The 18,841-nt window shown below is 67.4% G+C and carries 13 protein-coding genes; all 13 read left to right on the top strand.

What is annotated here, in order from left to right; translation table 11 throughout:
- Position 1 precedes the first annotated feature (1 nt).
- The 13 genes from ACW5IY_RS11120 (at position 2) to ACW5IY_RS11060 (ending at position 18,837) form a co-directional block, all read left to right on the top strand.
- Positions 2–3,151, top strand: a complete 3,150-nt coding sequence (locus ACW5IY_RS11120; protein WP_049404640.1) for an efflux RND transporter permease subunit — start codon at positions 2–4, stop codon at positions 3,149–3,151.
- A 172-nt stretch (positions 3,152–3,323) separates the two neighbouring features.
- Positions 3,324–3,836 (top strand): MerR family transcriptional regulator, encoded by a 513-nt coding sequence (locus tag ACW5IY_RS11115; RefSeq protein ID WP_017357196.1) that lies wholly within the window; start codon positions 3,324–3,326, stop codon positions 3,834–3,836.
- Positions 3,833–4,147, top strand: a complete 315-nt coding sequence (locus ACW5IY_RS11110; protein WP_065427866.1) for a DUF2933 domain-containing protein — start codon at positions 3,833–3,835, stop codon at positions 4,145–4,147. The genes ACW5IY_RS11115 and ACW5IY_RS11110 overlap by 4 nt, the downstream gene beginning before the upstream one ends.
- Before the next feature lies 1 nt (position 4,148).
- Positions 4,149–4,814 (top strand): methyltransferase family protein, encoded by a 666-nt coding sequence (locus ACW5IY_RS11105; protein ID WP_017357195.1) that lies wholly within the window; start codon positions 4,149–4,151, stop codon positions 4,812–4,814.
- Complete coding sequence (locus ACW5IY_RS11100) at positions 4,811–7,198, top strand: heavy metal translocating P-type ATPase (RefSeq protein ID WP_049404642.1); 2,388 nt, start codon at positions 4,811–4,813, stop codon at positions 7,196–7,198. The genes ACW5IY_RS11105 and ACW5IY_RS11100 overlap by 4 nt, the downstream gene beginning before the upstream one ends.
- A complete protein-coding gene (locus tag ACW5IY_RS11095) occupies positions 7,195–7,602 on the top strand; it encodes a hypothetical protein (RefSeq protein ID WP_049436410.1) in 408 nt (135 codons plus the stop codon). The genes ACW5IY_RS11100 and ACW5IY_RS11095 overlap by 4 nt, the downstream gene beginning before the upstream one ends.
- A gap of 133 nt (positions 7,603–7,735) precedes the next feature.
- Positions 7,736–9,070: an MBL fold metallo-hydrolase RNA specificity domain-containing protein gene (locus ACW5IY_RS11090; protein ID WP_425603911.1), complete on the top strand. Its 1,335-nt coding sequence runs from the start codon at positions 7,736–7,738 to the stop codon at positions 9,068–9,070.
- The gene (locus ACW5IY_RS11085) at positions 9,067–10,584 is read left to right on the top strand and encodes a thymidine phosphorylase family protein (protein WP_049404647.1); all 1,518 of its coding nucleotides are present in this window, start codon (positions 9,067–9,069) and stop codon (positions 10,582–10,584) included. Before ACW5IY_RS11090 ends, ACW5IY_RS11085 begins: the two co-directional genes overlap by 4 nt.
- Positions 10,581–11,495 (top strand): ribose-phosphate diphosphokinase, encoded by a 915-nt coding sequence (locus tag ACW5IY_RS11080; protein WP_017355176.1) that lies wholly within the window; start codon positions 10,581–10,583, stop codon positions 11,493–11,495. The genes ACW5IY_RS11085 and ACW5IY_RS11080 overlap by 4 nt, the downstream gene beginning before the upstream one ends.
- Positions 11,492–13,957 carry a phosphoketolase family protein gene (locus ACW5IY_RS11075; RefSeq protein ID WP_229296418.1) on the top strand — a complete coding sequence of 822 codons (2,466 nt, stop codon included), beginning with the start codon at positions 11,492–11,494 and terminating at the stop codon, positions 13,955–13,957. Before ACW5IY_RS11080 ends, ACW5IY_RS11075 begins: the two co-directional genes overlap by 4 nt.
- A gap of 25 nt (positions 13,958–13,982) precedes the next feature.
- Positions 13,983–15,575: an ABC1 kinase family protein gene (locus ACW5IY_RS11070; RefSeq protein ID WP_017355174.1), complete on the top strand. Its 1,593-nt coding sequence runs from the start codon at positions 13,983–13,985 to the stop codon at positions 15,573–15,575.
- Between the two features lie 63 nt (positions 15,576–15,638).
- Positions 15,639–17,714 carry a heavy metal translocating P-type ATPase gene (locus ACW5IY_RS11065; RefSeq protein WP_082316348.1) on the top strand — a complete coding sequence of 692 codons (2,076 nt, stop codon included), beginning with the start codon at positions 15,639–15,641 and terminating at the stop codon, positions 17,712–17,714.
- Positions 17,715–17,733: 19 nt separating this feature from the next.
- On the top strand, positions 17,734–18,837 hold the full coding sequence (locus ACW5IY_RS11060) for an acetate/propionate family kinase (RefSeq protein WP_036196077.1): 1,104 nt from the start codon (positions 17,734–17,736) through the stop codon (positions 18,835–18,837).
- The last annotated feature ends 4 nt before the right edge of the window (positions 18,838–18,841 follow it).

Here is an 18,841-nt window from a genome sequence, read left to right as displayed (position 1 = left end):
CATGCTTGGCCGTCTCGTTGAATGGTCGGTGCGCAACGTCTTCCTGGTGCTGCTGATGGCGCTGGCGATTGTCGCCGGTGGCATCTACGCACTGATGAACACGCCGCTGGACGCACAACCGGATCTGTCGGACGTGCAGGTGATCGTGTTCACGGAGTACCCGGGGCAGGCGCCCCAGGTGGTCGAGGACCAGGTCACCTATCCGCTGACCAGCGCCCTGCTCGCGACGCCGAAGTCGAAGGACGTCCGCGGCTTCTCGTTCTTCGGCGCCTCCTTCATCTACGTCATCTTCGAAGAAGGCACGGACCTGTACTGGGCGCGCTCGCGCGTGCTCGAGAACCTCAACGTCGCGTCGAAAAACCTGCCGGCTGGCGTGGCACCGGCACTGGGACCCGACGCGTCCGGCGTGGGCTGGGTCTACCAGTACGTGCTGCAGAGCGACCGCCACTCGCTGGACGAGCTGCGCGCGATGCAGGACTGGTACCTGCGTTACCAGCTCACCACCGCGCCCGGCGTGGCCGAGGTCGCCAGCGTCGGCGGCTTCGTGCGCCAGTACTCGATCACCGTCGATCCGGTCCGGCTGCGCGAGTTCGACATCCCGATTTCACGCGTGTCCGAGGTGATCGCCGAGAGCAACCGCGACGTCGGCGGCCGCGTGATCGAGATGGCCGAGACCGAGTACATGGTGCGGGGCCGCGGCTACCTGCGCGGTATCGAGGATATCGAGAGCCTGGTTCTGCGCGCCGAAGGGGGCGCACCGGTGCTGATCGGCGACGTCGCCCGGGTCGAACTGGTACCCGATGAGCGCCGTGGCATCGTCGACCTGGACGGCGAAGGCGACGTTGTGGGCGGGATCGTCATTGCGCGCTTCGGCGAAAACGCCCTGGCCGTGATCGGGGGGGTGAAGGACAAGATCGCCCAGCTTGCGAGTGGACTCCCCGAGGGCGTCAGCGTCCAGGCGGTCTACGACCGCTCCGATCTCATCGTGCGCGCGATCAAGACGCTACGCACGACGCTGCTCGAGGAGAGCCTGATCGTCGCACTGGTGTGCCTGGTATTCCTGTTCCATGCGCGCAGCGCGCTGGTCGCGATCGTCATGCTGCCCGTCGGCGTGCTGATCGCGGTGATCGCGATGCGCATGCTGGGCATGAACTCCAACATCATGAGCCTGGGCGGCATCGCGATCTCGATTGGCGTGATGGTCGACGCGGCGATCGTGATGATCGAGAACGCGCACAAGCACATCGAGCGCTCCGACGGCTCCCGCAGCCGGACCCAGCTGATCATCGATGCCTGTCGCGAGGTCGGGCCGGCGCTGTTCTTCAGCCTGATGATCATCACCGTCTCGTTCCTGCCCGTGTTCGCCCTGGAGGCTCAGGAAGGTCGCCTGTTCAAGCCGCTGGCCTTCACCAAGACCTTCGCGATGGCCGGTGGCGCGCTGTTGTCGATCACGCTGGTACCGGTACTCATGCTGCTGTTCGTGCGCGGCAAGATCGTGCCCGAGCACAAGAATCCGGTGAACCGGTTCCTGGTTGCGGCCTATCGGCCGGTGATCAACGTCGTTCTGCGGCATCGCATGGCCACAATCATGTTTGCGTTGGCCGCCCTGTTTGCAAGCCTGTGGCCTGCATCGCGGCTGGGCAGCGAGTTCATGCCAACCCTCAACGAAGGCACGCTGCTGTACATGCCCGCGTCGCTTCCGGGCATGTCGGTGACCAAGGCCTCGGAGCTGCTGCAGCAGCAGGACCGGATCATCAAGGGCTTCCCGGAAGTGGAGTCGGTGTTCGGCAAGGCGGGCCGTGCCCTGACGGCCACCGATCCCGCACCGCTGGAGATGTTCGAGACCGTCATCAACCTCAAGCCCGAGGACGAATGGCGGGACGGCATGACCACCGACAAGCTCATCGCCGAGATGGACGCGGCGCTGAAGTTCCCGGGCGTCGCCAACTCCTGGACGATGCCGATCAAGGCGCGCACCGACATGCTGGCCACCGGCATCCGCACGCCCGTGGGCATCAAACTCTTCGGCACGGACCTTGAGCAACTCGACGCGCTGGCCACCGAGATCGAAGCCGTGGTGCGCGAAGTGCCGGGCACGACCAGCGCGTTCGCCGAACGCCTGACCGGCGCCTACTACCTCGACATCACCCCCGACCTTGGCAGCCTGGCCCAGTACGGCGTCACCCTGGGCGAGGTGCAGAACGTGGTGGCCGCCGCGCTGGGCGGCGAGATCGTCACCACCATCCTCCAGGGCCGCGAACGCTTCAGCGCGATCGTGCGCTATCCCCGCGAACTCCGCGACGATCCGCACCGGATAGGCAGCCAAGTCCTTGTGCCGGTGCCCGGCGGCGCCCAGGTGCCGCTGGGCGAACTGGCGCGGATTGAGGTCAGGAAGGGTGCGCCGAGCATCCGCACCGAGAACGCGATGCTGGCGGCGTACATCTACGTCGACACCCGAGAGAGCGATCTCGGCCGCTACGTGAAGGCTGCGCAGGAAGCGGTCACCGAGCAGGTGCAGTTCCCGCCTGGCTACTACGTGACCTGGAGTGGACAGTACGAATACATGCAACGTGCCGCGGAGAAGATGCGTGTCGTCGTTCCGGTGACGCTGGCGCTGATTTTCCTGCTGCTGTACCTCAACTTCCGCCGTGTCACCGAGTCGCTGATCGTGATGCTGTCGGTGCCCTTCGCACTGGTCGGTGGCATCTGGCTGATGTGGATGCTCGACTACAACACCAGCGTCGCGGTGATCGTGGGCTTCATCGCGCTGGCCGGCGTCGCCGCGGAAACCGGCGTGGTGATGCTGATCTACCTCGACCACGCACTTGAAGCGCGTGCCGCGCAGAGGCAGGCCGAAGGCCGGGCACTGGATTCACGGGACCTGCGCGAGGCCATCATCGAAGGCGCGGTCGACCGCGTGCGCCCGAAGATGATGACCGTGGTCGCGATCATGGCGGGCCTGCTGCCCATCATGTGGAGCAGCGGTACTGGCTCGGAAGTCATGCGCCGAATCGCTGCGCCGATGGTAGGTGGCATGGTGTCTTCGACCATCCTCACCCTGGTCGTGATCCCGGCGCTGTACTCGCTGATCAAGCAGCGGCAGCTGGCCAGGAAGCCGCACCCCTCCTCCGCACTACCCAAGGAGAAGTAGTGATGGGGCCGTTCAACGCAGGCAGGGACCGACGGCTCATGCAACTGTGGCCGCGAACATCCGTCCGTCCACGGCCAATTCGCGCGTTACTGGCTTCGCCCACCGCAAGGCCGGTTGACCTGTGTGCGAGACACAGGTCTAGCCTGATCAACACCTCGCCGGGAGCAAGCCGATGACGACCAAGGAAGAAGTGACGCTGCCGCTGATGACGGTCCGCCAGCTGGCACGGCAGGGCGATGTCACGGTGCATGTGGTGCGCAACTACCTGCGGCGCGGTCTGTTGCAAGCGGCCACGCATACCGAGGGCGGCTACCAGTTGTTCTCCACCTCGGAGCTCCTTCGCCTGCACTTCATTCGCACGGCGCAACACCTTGGCTTCACGCTGGGGGAAATCGAGGAAATCATCCACCACAGCCTGCTGCGACATAGTCCCTGTCCGCTTGTGCGGGACATCATTCGGCGCAGGCTCGACGACACCCGCCAACAACTGGACAGGCTGCTCGCCATGCACGGACGAATGGAGCGTGCCATCCACGCCTGGGCGGAGCTTCCGGACTCCATTCCGACTGGCGATGACGTCTGCGCATTGATCGAATCTGTTGCCGCTGCTGAAGGCGGCGGGTTCGTCAAGTCCACCCCCCGGCGACTTCTTGGACGCCGCCCCACAGAGGAGAATTTGCCATGACAGCCTCCAGTCCTGCCCCCTCAGGCTCCCGACGCTGGGTCTTCTGGATCTTCCTGGCGCTGGCCGTGTTCTATCTCGCCGTCGAGCACCGCGCCCACCTTGGGGGGACGCTTCGCTGGTTGCCCCTGGCCATCCTGCTGCTATGTCCCTTGATGCATGTGTTCATGCACAAGGGGCATGGCGGTCATGGAGGTTCCGGAAGTCATGGGCGCGACGGCAATGCCGACGACACACCCCATGGCCAGCATGAGAGCCGTAGCAAGCGGGCACTGAACGACGAAACGTCCGACACCTCGAACGGAGGGCACTGACATGCAGGCACCCGACTCCGGCTACGGTCTTTGGCTCCTCGCCGCCATCAACGCCGCGTTCTTCATCTTCTTCGCCTGGAGCTTCTACAAACCGCTGACCCGTTGGGACTGGCGTGGGTTCGGTATGTTCTCCGCCTTCGTCGTGGCCCTGTTCGCGGAAATGTATGGCTTCCCGCTGACGCTGTACGTCCTGGGCGGCTGGCTCAGCGCCAACTATCCGCAGGTGGACTGGCTGAGCCATGACGCGGGCCATCTGCTCGAGATGTGGTTCGGCTGGCGCGCCAACCCGCATTTCGGCCCATTCCACATCGCAAGCTTCGTCCTGATCGGCGGCGGCTTCTGGCTGCTGTCGGCCGCCTGGCCGGTGCTGTATCGGGCACAGCGTGAAGGCCGGCTCGCCCGCGAGGGCGTGTATGCGCGCATGCGTCACCCGCAGTACGTCGCCTTCCTGCTCGTGCTGACCGGTTTCCTGCTGCAGTGGCCCACGCTGCTCACGCTCGCCAGCTATCCAGTGCTCGTGTGGGCCTATGCCCGCCTGGCGCGTCGTGAGGAAAAAGACTGCTTGAGCCGCTTCGGCGACGACTACGTCCGCTACATGCAGGAAGTGCCGGCCTTCATCCCGCGACGCCGGCGCGGCCCCGCTCCATCCCAAGGAGAAACCCGATGACGCACGTCCACAAACCCACTGTGCGCACGCGCACCTGGCCCATCGGCGACATGGTGAGTGCCGGCTGCGCGCGCACGCTGGAGAAGGCCGTGGCCGCGCTGCCTGGAGTCAACGCCACCAGCGCGAATTTCGCTACCGCGACCCTGCAGGTGTCCTACGACCCGGCCCGCCTGTCGGCGGGCGCGGTCGCCACCGCGATCCGCGACTGCGGCTTCCAATGCAACGCGCCGATGCCCGATGCCGACCCCGCCGCAGGCGCGCACGCCCATGCTGCGCATGCCGGGCACGGACAGGAATTGGCCGCAGAGCGCCCCGCTGACGCCCACGCCGGCCACGGCGATGACGCCACGGATGCCGGGGGCCACGACGCCCATGCGGGCATGAACCACGGCAGCGATCTGCACGCCGCGGCGCGCGACATGGGCCGCCGCTTCCTGGTCGCCCTCGCCTTCGCGATCCCGGTATTCGTGTGGTCGCCCATGGGCGGGCTGATAGAGCCGCCGCCGGTGCCGTTCGGACTGCGCGAGAACGTCTGGTTGTTCCTGCTGGCGACCGGCGCCGTGCTGTATCCGGGCTGGCCATTCTTCAGCGCCGCGATCCGGTCCCTGCGACGGGGTGTGCTGGACATGGCGGTCCTGGTGCTCCTGAGCGTGGGCACAGGTTACGGTTTCAGCATCGCGTCGACGTTCTTCTTCGACGGGCCGAACTTCTACGAGGCCTCGGCCGTCCTGCTGACCTTCGTCCTGCTTGGCCACTGGCTCGAGATGCGGGCTCGCGCCGGCGCCTCGGACGCCATGAAAGCGCTGCTGAAGCTGTCCCCACCCCGCGCGGTCGTCCGGCGCGAGGGGCAGGAGCTCGACATTCCCACCGCTGAAGTGCTGGTCGGCGAGACCGTGATCGTGCGGCCCGGGGCGAAGATCCCGGTCGATGGCATCGTGACGGAAGGCAGCTCTCAGGTCGACGAATCCATGCTGACCGGCGAGTCGATGCCGGTGCGCAAGGATCCCGGAGAGTCCGTCGTCGGCGGATCGATCAACAAGAGCGGCGCATTCGCCTACACCGCCACCAAGATCGGCAGCGACACGGCACTGGCGCAGATCATCAAGCTGGTCCAGACCGCGCAGAACTCCAAGGCGCCCGCGCAGCTGCTCGCCGACCGCGCCTCGCAATGGCTGGTGCTGGCTGCGATCGTGATCGGGCTGCTGACCTTCGCGGTCTGGTTCTGGTGGCTGGGACAGCCGCTGCTGTTCGCGCTCACGCTGACGATCACCGTCTTCGTCATCGCCTGCCCCGATGCACTCGGTTTGGCCACGCCGATGGCGATCATGATCGGCACTGGCCTGGGGGCACGACACGGCATCCTCTTCAAGCATGCCGAATCGATTGAGAAGAGCGCACGCCTGGACGTGGTGATCTTCGACAAGACCGGCACCCTGACGGTCGGCGCCCCCGAGGTGGTCGACATGGCGGTCGCGCCGGGCTGGACGCAGGAGCGGTTGCTGGCCGCGGCCGCCGCGGTCGAGGCGCACTCCGAGCACCCGCTGGCGCAGGCCATCCTGAAGCGTGCCGGTCCGGTAGCCGAGCGCGCTACCGCGTTCACCAACATCGATGGCCAGGGCGCTACCGGCGTGGTTGACGGGGTGCAGGTGGTGCTGGGCAACCGGATCCTGATGGTCGAGCACGGCATCGACCTCTCGGTATTGGAAGCGGAGGCTGCGCGCCTCACCGGTGCCGGTCGCACGGTGATCTATGCCGGGGTGGGTGACCGGCTCGCAGGCTTCTTCGCGATTGCCGACGCGATCCGGGAGACCTCGCGCGCGGCCATCGACGAATTGCACCGGCGCAACATCAAGGTGGCGATGATCACCGGCGACAACCGCCCCACGGCCGAGCGCGTGGCACAGGACCTGGGAATCGACATCGTGCTGGCCGACGTGCTGCCGGGCGGCAAGGCCGATGAGGTCATCAAGCTGCAGTCGCAGGGCCTCAAGGTCGGCATGGTGGGCGACGGCATCAACGACGCACCGGCGCTCACCCAAGCCGACGTTGGGTTCGCGATCGGCGCCGGCACCGACGTCGCCATCGAGAGTGCCGACATCGTGCTCATGCACAGCGACCCTTATGACGTCGTTCGCGCGACCACCATCGCCCACGCCACTCTGCGCAAGATGCATCAGAATCTGGGCTGGGCCGTGGGCTACAACGTGCTGGCCTTTCCGCTGGCGGCCGGTGTGCTCTATCCGTTCGTGCTGTCGCCAGAAATCGCCGCGCTGTCGATGTCGGGCAGTTCGGTGATCGTCGCCCTCAACGCGTTGCTGCTCAAACGCCTTCCACTGGCGGATGCCGCCACCCCTCGCAGCCCATCTAAGGAGTCCACACCATGAATACGGTCACACACGTCGCCCATTCCAGACCCCGAGGTACCAATCGCAGCCATTGGGTCGCCGCACTGGCCCTCGCGCTCGCGTTCGCATTGCCGGGGGTCGTCTCCGCGAACGAGGGTGGGTTCCGCCACAACGTGTTGATGCGCGGCCAGGTGCTGGAAAAGCAGGACGGAACGCTTGTGGTCTGTGTCGGGCAGGCCGACGGTGCCCAGGTCGGGCAGGTGCTGGACGTGATCCGGCACAAGCGCCGTATCCGGCATTCGCGGGCCGGCGGTCCACGCTACCGCCGCGAGAACGTTGGCCAAGTGCGCATCGTCGAACTGTTCGACAGCCACTACGCGGAGGCTGAAGTGATCTCCGGGAGCCCCAAGGTCAACGACACAGTGGAGCTGATCCGCCCCTGACAGGCGCGCGGGCGATGCAGATGCGCCTCGGCCCTCGCCATGCCCTCCGCAATCACTTCCCTTCCAGGACAGGAGCCACACCATGACAGCGTCTTCCAACCCCACCCTGCAATTCCTCGGTGCCGCGGGCACCGTGACCGGCTCGCGCTACCTGGTCGAGGCCAACGGTCAGCGCGTGCTCGTGGACTGCGGCCTGTTCCAGGGCTACAAGCAATTGCGCGAGCGCAACTGGGCTCCGTTTCCCGTCGAGGCGTCATCAATCGACGCGGTGGTCCTGACCCACGCCCACCTGGACCATTCGGGCTACTTGCCCGCACTGGTCAAACAAGGGTTCCGCGGCCGGATCCACTGCACCCATGGCAGCGTGGCCCTGTGCGGCCTGCTGCTTCCCGACAGCGGACACCTGCTCGAAGAGGAGGCCAAGTACGCGGCCCGCAAGGGGTACTCCAAGCACAAGGAACCACGGCCGCTTTATACCGAGGATGACGCCCGCCGCAGCCTGAAGCAGCTCAAGGGGCATGACTATGGTCGCGACATCGAGGTCGCATCAGGCGTCACGATCCGCTTCCATCCTGCCGGCCACATCCTGGGCGCTGCCCATGTCAGCCTTGACGTCCAGGGCCAGCGCCTGCACTTCAGTGGCGACCTGGGACGGCAGCAGGAGTCGCTGATGAATCCGCCGACGCCCCTGCCCGCCTGTGACGTCCTGGTCTGCGAATCCACATATGGCAATCGGGAACACATTCCGATCGACCAAGAAGCCGAGCTGGCACCGATCATCCGCCGCGTTGCCGCCCGCGGGGGCGTGATCGTCATTCCCGCCTTTGCCATCGGCCGCGCCCAGGCGCTCATGCTGCATATCGCCCGGCTGCGTGAGCGCAAGGACATCCCTCACGTGCCGGTCTACCTCAACAGCCCGATGGCGATCAACGCGACCCGGCACTACCACGACCACCACTCCGAGCACCACGTGTCCGACGAGGACTGCCAGCGGATGTTCGACGTGGCCACCTTCGTCAACACTGTAGAAGAGTCGAAGGCACTCAACCGCCAGCGCGGGCCGATGATCATCATCTCGGCCAGCGGCATGATCACCGGCGGGCGCGTGCTGCACCACATCGAGGCGTTCGGCCCCGATGACCGCAACGCGATCCTGCTCGCGGGCTACCAGGCCGGAGGAACACGCGGTGCCGCGCTGGCGGCAGGCAAGCGCACGTTGCGCATGTTCGGCCGCGAGGTCCCCATCCGCGCCGAGGTGGTGCAGCTGGAGGGCTTCTCCGGCCACGCCGACGCCGGGGAGCTGCTGGACTGGATGCGCACCGCGCCGTCCGCGCCGCGCATGGTCTACCTCACCCACGGCGAGCCCGACGCTGCAGACATGCTGCGCGGGCGCGTGCAGCGTGAACTGGGCTGGCGTGCGCGCGTGCCGGGGCACCTGGAGCAAGTCGGATTGGAGGATGCGAGATGACCACGCAGGCCCCGGGCCACACCCGCCTGCGCGTCACCCGTGCCGGCATCGACACCTACCAGCAGCCGGTGGTCTATATGCACCGCGACTGCGAGGTCTGTCGCTCGGAAGGCTTTGCCGCGATGACGCGCGTCAGGCTGGACGTGGACGCCCGCACGCTGGTGGCGACGCTGAACGTGGTCATCGACGATCGGCTCGGCCTGGACGAGGTGGCGTTGTCGGAGGCCGCGTGGACGCTCCTCGATCCCGCGCCCGACGCCCTCGCCGGCGTCAGGCACGCGGAACCCGCGGCGTCGGCGGGCGCGCTCCGTGCCAAGGTGTTCGGCGCCCGGTTGGACGACGCGCAGTACTTCGCCCTGGTGCAGGACGTGATGGAAAGCAGGTTGTCGGACCTGGAGCTTGCAGCTTTCGTCACTGCCAGCGCGGGTGACCGCCTGGACCATGCGGAGACGACCGCGCTGACGCGAGCCATGATCTCCGTGGGCCAGCGCCTGGACTGGGGCGAAGGGCCGGTGCTGGACAAACACTGCGTAGGTGGCCTGCCGGGCAATCGCACCACCCCGATCGTGGTGGCCATCGTGGCTGCGCTGGGCTACCGCATCCCGAAGACCTCGTCGCGCGCGATCACGTCGCCCGCGGGCACCGCCGACACCATGGAAGTGATGGCGCCGGTGGCGCTCGACCTGGCGGCGATGCGCCGGGTGGTGGAGCGCGAGGGCGGCTGCATCGTGTGGGGTGGCAACGTGCGCCTGAGCCCGGCCGACGACATCCTGATCCGGGTCCAGCGCCCGCTGGATTTCGACAGCGACGGCCAACTGGTCGCCAGCGTGCTGTCGAAGAAGATAGCCGCGGGCTCCACCCACGTCCTGATCGACATGCCGGTGGGTCCGACGGCCAAGGTGCGAGGTGAGGCCGCGGCCCACAGCCTCGGCACGCGGCTTGCCCACACCGCGGGCGCGCTGGGATTGCAGTTGGGCATCCATCGCTCCGACGGCACCCAGCCGGTGGGTCGGGGAATCGGCCCGGCGCTCGAGGCGCACGACGTGCTCAAGGTGCTGCGCAACGCGGCCGATGCACCCGCCGACCTTCGCGAACGCGCACTTGCGCTGTCCGCGGCGCTGCTGGACATGGCAGCGGGCAGCAACGCCGGCACCGGACTGGAGCGCGCGCGCGGCGTGCTGGATTCCGGGGCGGCGCTGGCCAAGTTCCTGGCGATCTGCGAGGCCCAGGGAGGCTTCCGCGAACCGCCACGGGCGGCGTTCACCGCCGACGTCCCGGCGCCTGCATCGGGCCGCATCGCGGCGATCGACAACCGCAGGCTGGCCAAACTGGCCAAGCTGGCCGGCGCCCCGACATCCCCCACCGCCGGCCTCGAAACCGGTCTGCGGATCGGCGATACGGTCGAGCGCGGACAGCCCATGATGACCCTGCATGCGGAGTCGCCGGGAGAACTGGCCTACGCCCTGGAGCACGCCGCGACGCTGCAACCCTTTGTGCTTGGAGAGGTTCCATGACCCGTGTGCTGATGCCCTTCCCGGCCGATGCAGTGTTGGCCGGCACCATCAACCAGCCCCTGCAGGCGCGCATTGCACCCGTGGCCTGGCGGCACTTCCCCGATGGCGAGTCGCTGGTCACCCTGGACGACGCACTGGACGGCGCCGATGTGGCGATCCTGGCCAGCCTGCGCAACGCCGATGCCCTGGCCCTCCCGCTGCGCTTCGCCGCCCGGACCGCGCGCGAGTTCGGGGCTCGTTCGGTCGGCCTCATCGCACCCTACCTGGGGTATATGCGCCAGGACACCCGCTTCCATCGCGGCGAGGCGGTCAGTACACCGCTGTTTGCGCAATTCCTCGAAGAGGCTTTCGACTGGCTGGTGACCGTGGACCCGCACCTGCACCGCGTCGAGCGCCTGCAGTCGCTCTACCGCATTCCGACGGTCCACGTATCGGCGACGCCGGCCGTGGCCCGCTGGATCGCTGAGACCGTCCCCGACGCTGTGCTGATCGGCCCTGACAGCGAGAGCGAGCAGTGGGTAGCGGACATCGCCGCCCTGTCCGGCATGCCCTACCAGGTGCTGGCCAAGGAGCGGCACGGCGACTACGACGTGCGCGTCAGCCTGCCCGACCCGCAGGCCGTGGCGGGCCGGACCCCGGTCCTGATCGACGACATCGTGTCGTCCGGCCACACCATCCTGGAGACCCTCGCACACCTGCGCCGGTTGTCGTTGCCGCCGCCACTGCTGGTCGCCATCCATCCGGTGTTCGCCGGCGATGCCTATGCCCGCCTGCAGGAAGCAGGTCTGGCCCGCATCGTCAGTACCGACACCATTGCCCACCCGTCGAACGCGATCGCGCTCGGCGCGGACCTCGCTGACGCGGCATCGACCCTGATGTCCGCTTCGGCCGACTCCCCGGAGGACCCATGAACCTGCATCTCAACTGCTGCACCGCCGACCAGCTGTCGGCCGCCGAGCGCCAGCGGACCCTTGAACTCGCCGACGCCCACCGGCGGGCCGATCCCGCGTTTGACCATTGGGCGGCCGGCTACGGCGTGATCCGACATGACCCGCTCACCCAGCTCCGGGTCCGCCAGATGGTGCACGAGCTGGTGGCCCTGGGCCGCACGCCCGATGCCGGCACCGCCTGGCAGCGGCTCGCCGCGGCCGATCGCGTCACCAGCGCCGGCATGTGGCTGGTGGCCCACATGACCTACAGCCAGCGGGTCCGCACCGACGGCGCGACCCTCGAGGCCGATGACTTCAAGGCCACGCCCGAAGGCCACACTGGCGGGTCCCTCAACATGGTGCCGGCCTACGCCGGCTACCTGCTGATGGACGCCCTGGATGGCGTCACCCGCGCATGGATGATGGGCCAGGGGCACTGCGTGGCCGCCATCGACGCGCTGAACGTGCTGGTTGGCAACATGACCGCCCGGCACGCCGAACGTTACGACCGCTCCGACGCGGGGCTGAGCCGGTTCGTCGGCGACTTCTATGCCTACACCCTCAATCCGGACGGAACACCGGCGTCGCCCCTGGGCTCCCACGTCAATGCGCACACCGCCGGGGGCGTGATGGAAGGCGGCTATCTCGGCTTTGCCGAACTGCAGTACGTGCATGCACCGCTCAAGGACGAACGCCTGGTGGCGTTCCTCAGCGACGGTGCGTTCGAGGAACAGCGCGGCAGCGACTGGGCGCCGCGCTGGTGGCGTGCCGAGGACAGCGGGCTGGTCAGCCCGATCATCATCCTCAACGGGCGGCGCATCGAACAGCGCAGCCAGATCGCCCAGCAGGGCGGCGAGCGGTGGCTGGACCGGCACCTGCGATTGAACGGCTTTGATCCGATCGCGCTGGACGGGCGCGATCCGGCCAGCATCGCGTGGGGTATCCATGTGATGGAGTCGCGCCTGCAAGCGGGCGCCGCCGTTCCCGATGCCGACGTGCGGCTGCCCTATGGCATTGCCGAAACCGTGAAGGGCTTCGGATTCCCCGGCGCCGGGACCAACGCCTCGCACAACCTGCCCCTGCCCGGGAATCCGTCGAAGGAGGCCGAGGCACGCGCGCTCTTCAATCAAGGCGCCGCGGCGCTGTTCGTGGCCGCGTCCGAGCTCGAGGAGGCTGTTGCCGCACTCAACAGCCACGACCTCCAGCAGCGCGTGCGCGAGCGCGACCATGCGCTGGCCGATCGCCAGGTGGAACCGCCCCGCGTCCCGGCGATCGCCGACCGCGGCGCCGGCGGCGAGAGCTCGCCGATGACCGCGCTCGACGAGCAGTTCGTCGCCATCGCCGAAGCGAACCCGGGGCTGCGCGTGCGCGTGGGCAATCCTGACGAGCTGCGCAGCAACAAGCTCGATCGCACCCTGGACGCAATGAAGCACCGGGTGCACGAGCCCGAGCCCGGTGTCGCGGAATCGACCACTGGCGCGGTCATCACCGCGCTTAATGAGGAAGCCGTGGTATGCGCCGCGCTCGGCAACAAGGGCGGGCTGAACCTGGTGGTCACCTACGAGGCGTTCGCACCGAAGATGCTTGGCGCCGTGCGCCAGGAATTGATCTTCGCGCGTCACCAGGCACAGGCGGGGCGACCGCCCGGCTGGCTGGGCGTGCCTCTCGTGCTGACCTCGCACACGTGGGAGAACGCGAAGAACGAGCAGTCCCATCAGGATCCGACCATGGCCGAGGCGCTCCTGGGCGAAATGGCCGACATATCGCGCGTGGTGTTTCCCCCGGACGCCAACGGCGCCGCCGCGGCCCTCGCCCACGCCTACGCGCAACGCGGCACGGTCACCACCCTGGTCGTCCCCAAGCGACCGGTGCCGCACGAGCTGACACCGACGCAGGCGCAGGCGCTGGCCACCCAAGGTGCGCTATGCCTGGCCGGCAACCCGGCGACAGCGGCGATCCTGCTGGTCGCCACCGGTGCTTACCAATTGCAGGAAGTGCGCCACGCGCAGGTGCGCCTCGTTGAACGTGGCGTGTCGGCCGCGATCGTCTATCTCGGCGAGCCCGGCCGGTTCCGCACGCCGCGCGATCCGGACGAGGCGCGGTACGTGCACTCCGACAGCGAGGTCCATGCACTGTTCCCGGCGGAACGGCCGCGCATATTCGTCACGCATACGCGGCCCGAGCCCTTCCTGGGCGCGCTGCGCCGGCTCGACACTGGCCCGGCCACGACCGCGGCGCTCGGCTTCGTCAACCGCGGCGGCACGCTGGACGTGCCGGGACTGCTGTTCGCCAACCGCAGCACCTGGGCGCACGTGGTCGATGCGGCCGCGGGCGTCCTCGGCCAGTCCCGGGGCGGCCTGTTGTCGGAAGCGGAGCTGGCGGCAGTGGATGGTCGGGGCGATCCGGCCACGATCCTGCGTCCTGCAAGTGGGTCGACGCCATGAGTTGTCCAACCGGGAGCGCGCGTTGATGGCGGGCACGGTGCGGCGCGGAGGCCAGATTGCCTGGGCGGGACTCAAGCTCGGCGTCGCCGTGCTGCGCCTGCGCCGACGTGCACCCGACCTGCTTCCGGCATACGTCAGCACCACACTGGTGGGGTTGGGCACCACCTTCGTCAAGCTGGGCCAGGGCTTGAGCCTGCGCTGGGACCTGCTGCCGGCGCCCTATCGCGAGGCGCTGTCGCGATTGCACAGCGATGTGCCCCCCTTCCCGGCGGAGGAGGCCATGCGTATCGTCGAACAGGCGTTTGGCGCGCCGGTCGGCGAACTTTTCGCCAGCTTCGATGACAAGCCCCTGGCCGCGGCTTCAGTGGCCCAGATCCATCCAGCGCGCATGCATGATGGTCGCGATGTGGTCGTCAAGATCACCCGCCCCGGGATCCATGCCCAGGTGCAGGCGGATCTGCTGCTCCTGCGGCGCACGATGCGCGTCGCCCAGTGGATCTGGCCGCCACTGAAACGCCACCGGCCGCTCGAACTGGTGGACGAACTAGGCGCATTCCTGCGTGACGAGATCGACATGCGTCACGAGGCGCAGAACATGCGGCGCATGGCCAAGGTGCTGGATGCCCTGCCCGGCATCACCCAGCCGCACGTCGTCGAGCCGTATGCCACCCGCAACGTGCTTGTGCAGGATCGAAGCCACGGGACCCGTCTGGAGGCCGCGTACGGCACAGCGGCCGCTCCCGCACTGGCAAGGGCGCTGCTCGGTGCCTACGTGCATCAGCTCTTCGGCGCCGGCGTCTTCCATGCCGACCCGCACCCGGGGAATCTGTTCTTCTTTGACGACGGTCGCCTGTGCCTGCATGACTTTGGATCGATCGGCGTGCTCGACCCTGCATCCCGGCTCGCGCTCGGCGGCATGGTCGAGGCCATTGCGGCCGACGACGCCGAGGGCGTGCTGGATGCAGCGATCGCCATGGGCTTCTTCCCGTCGCAGGTCGACCGCCGCTCGCATGTGCGCGAGATCCACCTGATCCTGGCCGAGATGGCCAGCCGTCCGCTGGCGCAGTGGTCCATTGCCGAGGCAATCTGGCGCGTGGCACGCATTGGGCAGGGCGCTGGCTTCCGGCTTCCGGCCCACCTGCTGTCCCTGATCCGGACGCTGTTCCTGGTCGAGAACACGCTGCGGGCGCTGGATCCGAATCTGGACCTGCTGGGGACGCTGTCCGCGCAGGCGGCCGCGATCGCCGACATTGCCGAAGCCAGCCGCCCCAGCGGCAACAGGCCGCTTGCCATGCGGCTGGCCCGCACTGCGCGCCAACTGCCACAGATCGCCACCGACCTGTTGCGGCAGGCGCAACTGAGCGACGGACGACCCGCCTTCTCCGTACACCACCATGGCCTGAGTTCCACGCAGGAGGCAATCGCGCGCACGGGCAACCGGCTGGCGTTGGCCCTGGTCACCTTGGGCCTGTACGTAAGCGGTGCGCTGTTGAGCCTGCATTCCGACGGCCCGCAAGTGTTCGGTCACATGCCTTTCCTGGCTATGGTGGCTTTCGCTGCTGCGGGATTGCTCTCACTGCGGCTGGTGATGGCCATCGCCAGATCGGGACACTTGTAACAGAACACTGATCTATCTCCCCGCTGGTGCCCGGCGCATCAGTGCATCCAGGAAGGCAGACCCATGACGCAACACAATCATCATCATCAAGATCATCAGGCGCACGGCGAGCAACCGCCGCATCCCCGCACGGGTGCTGAAGGTGACGTCCATGCCGGGCACGACAAGCATGCCGGCCACAGCGTGGCGAGCTTCCGCGACAAGTTCTGGCTCACGCTGCTGCTGACCATCCCCACTCTGATCTGGAGCGGGATGATCCAGCATTGGTTCGACTACACCGCACCACAGTTCCCGGGGTCGGCGTACATCCCGGCGGTGTTCGGCACGATCGTGTACTTCTACGGCGGCTCGCCGTTCCTCCGCGGCGGATACCACGAGCTGAGAAATCGCCTGCCGGGCATGATGACGCTGATCTCGCTTGCGATCACCGTCGCCTTCCTTTACAGCGCGTTGGTCACGCTCGGCGTTGTCGAGGGCTTGGACCTGTGGTGGGAGCTGGCGACGCTGGTGGCGATCATGTTGCTCGGCCACTGGATCGAGATGCGTTCGATCAACCAGGCACAGGGCGCTCTCAAGGAACTCGCGAAGCTGCTGCCTGATATGGCGGTGCGGTTGGATGAGGCCGGTACCGCGAAGGAAGTCCCTGTCGCGGAACTGAAGCGCGGCGACCTGCTGCTCATCAGGCCCGGCGCGAGCATTCCCGCCGACGGCGTCGTGAAGGAAGGGACCAGCGCCGTCAACGAAGCGATGATCACCGGCGAGTCCAAGCCGATGGACAAGTCGACGGGCGACCGGGTGATCGCCGGCACCGTCAACGGACAGGGCTCGTTGCGTGTCGAGGTGACGGGAACCGGCGACGAGACCGCGCTCGCGGGTATCATGCGGCTCGTCGAGCAGGCCCAGACGTCGCGCTCGCGCGCCCAGGCCCTGGCGGACCGGGCGGCGTTCTACCTCACGATCATCGCCATCGTCTCCGCCGCGGTTACCGCCATTGTCTGGCCACTCCTCGGTCGACCGTGGAGCTTCACGATCGAGCGCGTAGTGACCGTGCTCGTGATCGCCTGTCCCCATGCGCTGGGTTTGGCCATCCCGCTGGTGACCGCCATCTCGACCACGATTGGCGCACGGAACGGCCTGCTCGTGCGCGATCGACGCGGCCTGGAAGAGGCCCGTTTGCTGAACACGGTCGTGTTCGACAAGACAGGCACGCTCACGCTCGGTTCGCACCGCGTCGTGAAGACCACTGCCGCCGATGGACTCACCGACGACGAGGTGCTTCGCGTGGCCGCGTCGGTCCAGCGCGACGCTGAACATCCGATCGCGCAGGCGCTGATGACCAGCGCCAAGGAACATGGCATCGACGTTCCGATGTCGCAGGACTTCGAGTCCATGCCGGGACGCGGCGTGCGCGCAGTCGTCGAGGAGCGCTCGCTTCACGTTGGCGGGCCGGGTCTGTTGAGAATGCTCGCGGTCGAACCGCCGGAGACGCTTCGGCGGGCTGCCGAATCAGCGGCAGCCGATGGTCAATCTGCAACCTACCTGGTGGAAGGCGACCGGGTGCTCGCCGTATTTGCGATCGCGGATGCCATCCGTCCCGAATCGTTCGACGCGGTCAAGCGGCTGCACGACGAAGGACTGGAGGTTGTCCTGCTGACGGGTGATTCCACGGCGGTCGCAAACGCGGTCGCGAAGGAACTCAACATCGACACCGTCTTCGCCGAGGTATTGCCCGAGGACAAGGTGGCAAAGATCGAGGAGCTGCAGGCCCAGGGCAAGCGCGTCGCGATGGTGGGTGACGGTGTCAATGACGCTCCGGCGCTGCTCACGTCCGACGTCGGCATCGCCATCGGCACAGGGACGGACGTCGCGGTCGAGGCCGGCGACGTCGTACTCGTGCGCAGCGACCCGCGCGACGTGCCAGCGATCATCGAATTGAGCAAGGCCACCTATCGCAAGATGATCCAGAACCTGTGGTGGGCCGCCGGCTACAACATCGTCGCCATCCCTCTCGCCGCTGGCGTTCTCGCCGCATGGGGGATCCTGCTGCAACCTGCGCTTGGGGCAGTGCTCATGTCGCTGAGCACCGTCGTTGTGGCAATCAATGCGCAGTTGTTGCGCCGGGCGGTGCGGTCCCCATGAACATGATTCGGGGACACCTGTGACCACGCGCCGGCTTCTTGCACTCAACGTTGGCTCGTCCACCCTCAAGGGCGCGTCCTATCTGTTCAACACTGAGGGACACGGCGCGCAGTCTCGTCTGCTCGAGCGCTCCCGGGCCGAAATTCCAGTCGGCGTGGATGCGCAGGAGCGCCTTGCCACCCTGCTCGAGGCATTGTCGGAGCCGTGGCCCAGCCCCGACGTGGTGGTGCACCGAATCGTACATGGCGGTGACCTGCACGACGCCCGCGAGCTCGACGAAACCGTGCTCGCGAAACTGGATGCATTGGTGCCGTTCGCACCCTTGCACCAGCCGGTAGCCCTCGCTTTCGCGCGTGCCGCGCGCATGCGTTGGCCGCACGCGCGCCAAGGCGTGGCCTTCGACACCGACTTCCACGCGTCGCTCGCGCCCTGGAGCCGGCGCTTGCCTGTCCCTGAAGCATGGGATGCGCTGGGCATCCGCCGCTACGGTTTCCATGGACTCGCCTTTGCCTCCGCGCTCCGCATAGTGGCCAGCCACGACGCTGGAATCCTGAAGGGCCGCGCTGTCTTCGCGCATCTGGGGGGGGGCTGCAGCGTCTGCGCCGTCGAGGGCGGCCGCAGCCGCGACACCACCATGGCGCTCACTCCGCTGGGTGGAATCCCGAGCCCTACCCGCTCCGGAGATCTCGATCCCGGCGCGTTGCTGTATCTGCTGAGGCATGAACGCCTGGATGCGCAGGCGCTTGAAAACGGCCTGTACCGCAGTGCAGGCCTTGCCGGAATCGCCGGCCATGGCGACATGCGCGTGTTGCTGACGGATCCCGGCCCGCAGGCCCAGCTTGCCGTGGAGCTCTTTGCAGTCCGGATTGCGCAGTCCATCGCGGCCATGGCCACGGCAATTGGCGGTCTCGACCATGTCGTCTTTTCCGGCGGCATCGGCCATCGCGCGCCGGTTTTGCGGGCTCGCATCGTCGCGCGACTGGCCTGGCTCGGCCTGGCGCTGGCACCTGACGTCAACGATGCTGGAGCCACGCGGATCGACCGCGGGGGCGGGCCGAGCATATGGAACGTCGCGATCGATGAGGAGCGCGAACTGGCTGAATCGGCACTCGCCTGGCTGTAGCCAC

It is taken from the genome of Stenotrophomonas sp. C-A, from assembly GCF_054030835.1.
Note: the sequence above shows the minus strand (reverse complement) of the source record. Positions and strands in the feature narration are given on the sequence as shown.